We start from the raw sequence: 4,069 nt of genomic DNA on the forward strand, positions 1-4,069 counted from the left end.
TACCTGTATTCATATTTCTGTCCTTCAAGTTTGCTACTGACTGTTTATATACATGCATAAAATGCATATGTATACCAGAAGAGCTTTTTTATTACATGTAAATTAAATTAATGTTTTATTTTGATGTTATTTTTTATCTTATTCTAACTTCTTGTATATAATGAATTATTTAAATTCTTGTTTTCATATTTTGATTAAACATATAAGGAGTGTTGTGGTGTTGCTGTTTGTTTTATAAGCAATTATTTTCTTCCCCAAAATCCCACCAAAAATACTCCCCAAAACATTTAAAAATTTGAGTCTTTAAATTACGACAATTTTCCACTCTTTACCGCGATCATCGTTGTAATTATCAGTCATTACTTTCGACCTGTGACCTAACAATCTTTGAGTATCCAATCCTTGTTCTCGATATATCCTTTCAGAAAGAGAGCGCTGTTCATGAAAAGTTGGTTCAGCACCTTTCGACCAAGTTATTCCGCATTTATTACGTGCATTTTTAAACGCAGCCGTTAATGAGGTATTTGATATTGCCCCACCTTTTTTACCTCTAGCAATAGAATGGCGATGGTGAAGTAGGTAAGGGCTAACAACAAGATCCCTACACATGGAGATCACATCACCAAGAGTCATTTCTATGGCATCACACCTCAGCGTTAATGGAATGGCAATTTTTGTCCCTGTTTTTTCTTGCTCAATATGCAGCATTCCATCCCAAACATCAGAGAATTTCATTTTCGTGATATCACCAAGGCGCTGCCCTGTAATTAGAGCTAACAGCATCCCATGCTGTAAGTAATGAGGGTGCATAGCTGCTTGCTGATAGATAGCCTTCCATTCATCCAGCGATAAGCGCTCTCGCTTCACTTTGCTTCTAGGTTTCTTAGTTGCAAGAGCAGGGTTATATCCTGGTGGAACATGGCCAACATGCTGAGCCTCTTTAAACACATCAACAATCACGGATCTGACTACTTGAGCCATTCGGTTATGCCCGAGCGCCTTTACTTCATCTGTTATTTTAACGACTTCAAGCGCAGTTATATCTTTTAAGGACATCATCCCACAGTGCTGCTTAAATAAATTTAGCGGCTTAATTTTTTGCTTATATGAGTTTAGCTTTAACTCGCCTTGGTCCATTCGTTCTTGCTGTATTTCTAAATATTTATCAATCCAATTGGACACGCTAATGCCGATCTTCTTATTTTTAATATTCGAAAGCCGGTCATTGATGCTGAGTATTTGTTTTGTTTGCTGTTCAGCTATGATCACATTTGCTTGAGTAGCTACTTGTTCTGCTTCCTCGGCGTCCGTGCCGAGGCTATGAAACTTACCGGTTAACGGGTGTTTATATTGCCAATAAACCTTTCCGTTTCGTTTATCTAATTTCCGATACAAATTTGGAATAGTGATTTTATGAGCGCGGGGTCTAGCTGCCATCAGATAATATCCTTTGAAGTTTATCGTTTGAGCAATTCGGTAATTGAGGTTTTGAAACAATACCCACCCAGCGGGAATCACGATCGACCATCCATTTCTTACCAACTTTTAATGCTGGTGGTACCATCATGTTCGCTTTCGCATACTTCAATAACACTTGCTTGCTGGGCGCATCATCACCGAATTCCAGTTTTGCCCATGCTTCTAGAGATACCATTCTAGACATAATTACCTCCACATATCTGCCCGCATGCAGATTAAAAATTCAACCACAAACACTCGGTACGCTTTACTGAACCTGCGTGGCCATTTGCTGCAGTTGTCTTTACCTCTTTTCGCCAGCTCGAGAGTTGGCCGTTATATAGATCGTTGTCATAACCACAGATAATAACCTTCCCTTGAAGCTGGCCAGCGACTGTAATTAATTGCTGGTGGCCCCATTCATCCATTTCATACCGATATGTTTCGCTTCTCATGCTCCTTGTTTCATGTAAATAGGGTGGGTCAATAAAATGTAGAGTACTTGTGGTGTCATGGTCTTTCATGCACTGAATGGCATCACGATTTTCAATTAATACCCCTTGCAATCTATCCACTACAGCGAGCAGGTTTTCCGGTGCACGTGTCCATATTTTTTGTGCTGTCGCTGAATTGCGTTTAGTGTCCAGTCTAAAACCTGTTTTACCTTTCGTTGCACCAGCGCTACCAAAACCCATAGTAGCTCGAACAATCGTTTTACGTGCTCGTTCAATAGAGCAATCAGAAATTTCATAAGCACAATTAAATTCAGTTCGTGAGTAGGGCGTTAATAAGCAAGCATCGATAAGTTTTTCAGCCTGATCTTTATCACGTAGAACGCGAAACAGATTCACTATTTCATCATCTAAATCGTTATAAACTTCAGCTTCCGAGCGAGATTTACGCAAAAGAACTGACGCAGCCCCGCCAAATGGCTCAACATAACAACGATGATCTGGGAAGTGACTAATCACCCAAGGTGCAAGTCGATACTTGCCGCCATGGTAGCGAATGAGAGGGTGTTTAATGATTGTCATGCTCCACCTTCATTTGTTTGAGTGCTTCACGAACAACGTTTAAACGTGACTCCATCCTCAAGTAATCGCTATTTTCCTGCTTAGGCCATGGAGCACACCACGGATCATTACCAAATAATCCGTTATACTTATTACTGAAAGTGCAATTAATGACATCACCTTTAATATCTTCAATCCATTCGAGATCATCAAACATGGTACGAGCATCACTTTCAGTTAGTATTCTTTTTTTTCGACACTTCATTATTTCTTTCTTAACAAACGCAATATTTTCTTCATTATCAGCGTTAATTTCTCTGTCTAGGCTTGAGTCCAAATAACCAATCCAATATTGGTTTGTTATCCATAATAAAAACTCAGTGAGGGGCATTCCCATGCCGCCCCAATAGCATGACCATGACTTGCTAAATTCACTGATAGTCACACGACCTCGACGATTATCGCCATAGTCTTCAAGGTAAACATGAATAGGGTCATGATTATCTACACCTGTTATTACTAGCTTAGTAACTTGAGATTGTTCTATTTGCATAATCACACTCTCTTAAACTCAATGACCCACACCCACGGATTACTTTCAAAGCTACAGTCAGGCTTATTTACTGAATCCCATAAATGCCGAAACCAAAAAAATGCGTCCGTGCTACCACCTGTCAACTCTCTATCCAGCGGATAACCCTCGGCTTTAAAATCATCATCGCTAGCTGCCCGTATCCGCTCTACGCGAATATCTGTAATTTCAAGGATGATACGTGAAGCCCATCTAGGCATTTGCGTCGATGGGGTCCAACCTTCGAATGGTTTACTATCATCTGGATAATCTGCCTTGTAATCACACAATTCAGATGCAGAAGATATACCTTCTTTTATTTCCTGAATAACATCATCATCCAACCAAAACCCATTAAATGTTTCCCTAACCCAAAGTCGATCGCCAACCTTACCGTAAGGACAGGCAAGAGGGTACGTTCTGTCATTCCAAGTGGCACCATCAGTGGAGCGCAAAACACAGAGGCCATCTTTGACGCCTGCGTGATAATTTCCAGCCCTTAAACCGCTATAGTTCAAGTTAAGAGCCTTATCAATTGGTTTGAATTTAGCAATACAGCGAGTTTGAGTTTTACGGCCATCAAGGATGGCGCGTACCATTTCAGTATTAAAAATAATTCCGCGCTCTTTCATGGTTAAGCAACCTTTTCAGCTGTAAACGTAGGGTCATATTGAAGTTCGGTTTCAAACATGCCTAGGTACTCACCATCAATCCACAGCATAAAGAAACATGGCCAGTCAGATTCCCATCCGTCATGATCGTCGTGATATTGATTCGCACATTCTTCAACAAGAAAACTGAACCCACTAAGATCGCCATCTTCAATGCAATACTCATCATCACTTTCAAACTCATAACGAGCATTCTCGGTAATTTCGTCTGGCGTGGTTTCTTTTGTATTAGTTACGTAATATTGAATTAATGGCATGTATCACCTCACACAACAATTCTGTAAACTGAATTGACGGTTTGGATATATCCATCAGCAAGATAAGTATCGATATTGATTACTCGTGATGTTTGAATA

General features: G+C 40.0%; 6 protein-coding genes. All 6 read right to left on the reverse strand.

Features of this window, described 5'->3' with window-relative positions:
• Positions 1-303: 303 nt before the first annotated feature.
• The 6 genes from GKR71_RS00760 to GKR71_RS00785 are packed head-to-tail and all read right to left on the reverse strand — an operon-like array spanning position 304 to position 3,970.
• A complete protein-coding gene (locus GKR71_RS00760; protein ID WP_036982920.1) occupies positions 304-1,437 on the reverse strand; it encodes a phage integrase Arm DNA-binding domain-containing protein in 1,134 nt (377 codons plus the stop codon).
• Complete coding sequence (locus GKR71_RS00765) at positions 1,427-1,663, reverse strand: hypothetical protein (RefSeq protein ID WP_006662242.1); 237 nt, start codon at positions 1,661-1,663, stop codon at positions 1,427-1,429. Before GKR71_RS00765 ends, GKR71_RS00760 begins: the two co-directional genes overlap by 11 nt.
• Positions 1,664-1,694: 31 nt before the next feature.
• Positions 1,695-2,492, reverse strand: coding sequence for a DNA adenine methylase (locus GKR71_RS00770; protein WP_154633790.1), 798 nt, complete (start codon positions 2,490-2,492; stop codon positions 1,695-1,697).
• On the reverse strand, positions 2,479-3,024 hold the full coding sequence (locus GKR71_RS00775; RefSeq protein ID WP_154633791.1) for a hypothetical protein: 546 nt from the start codon (positions 3,022-3,024) through the stop codon (positions 2,479-2,481). The genes GKR71_RS00770 and GKR71_RS00775 overlap by 14 nt, the downstream gene beginning before the upstream one ends.
• Positions 3,025-3,026: 2 nt before the next feature.
• Positions 3,027-3,674, reverse strand: coding sequence for a hypothetical protein (locus GKR71_RS00780; protein WP_154633792.1), 648 nt, complete (start codon positions 3,672-3,674; stop codon positions 3,027-3,029).
• 2 nt (positions 3,675-3,676) lie between these two features.
• Entirely contained in the window at positions 3,677-3,970 is a 294-nt protein-coding gene (locus GKR71_RS00785; protein WP_154633793.1) for a hypothetical protein, read from the reverse strand.
• Positions 3,971-4,069 lie beyond the last annotated feature (99 nt).

This window comes from Providencia sp. wls1922 (assembly GCF_009706505.1).
GTDB lineage: Bacteria > Pseudomonadota > Gammaproteobacteria > Enterobacterales > Enterobacteriaceae > Providencia > Providencia lanzhouensis.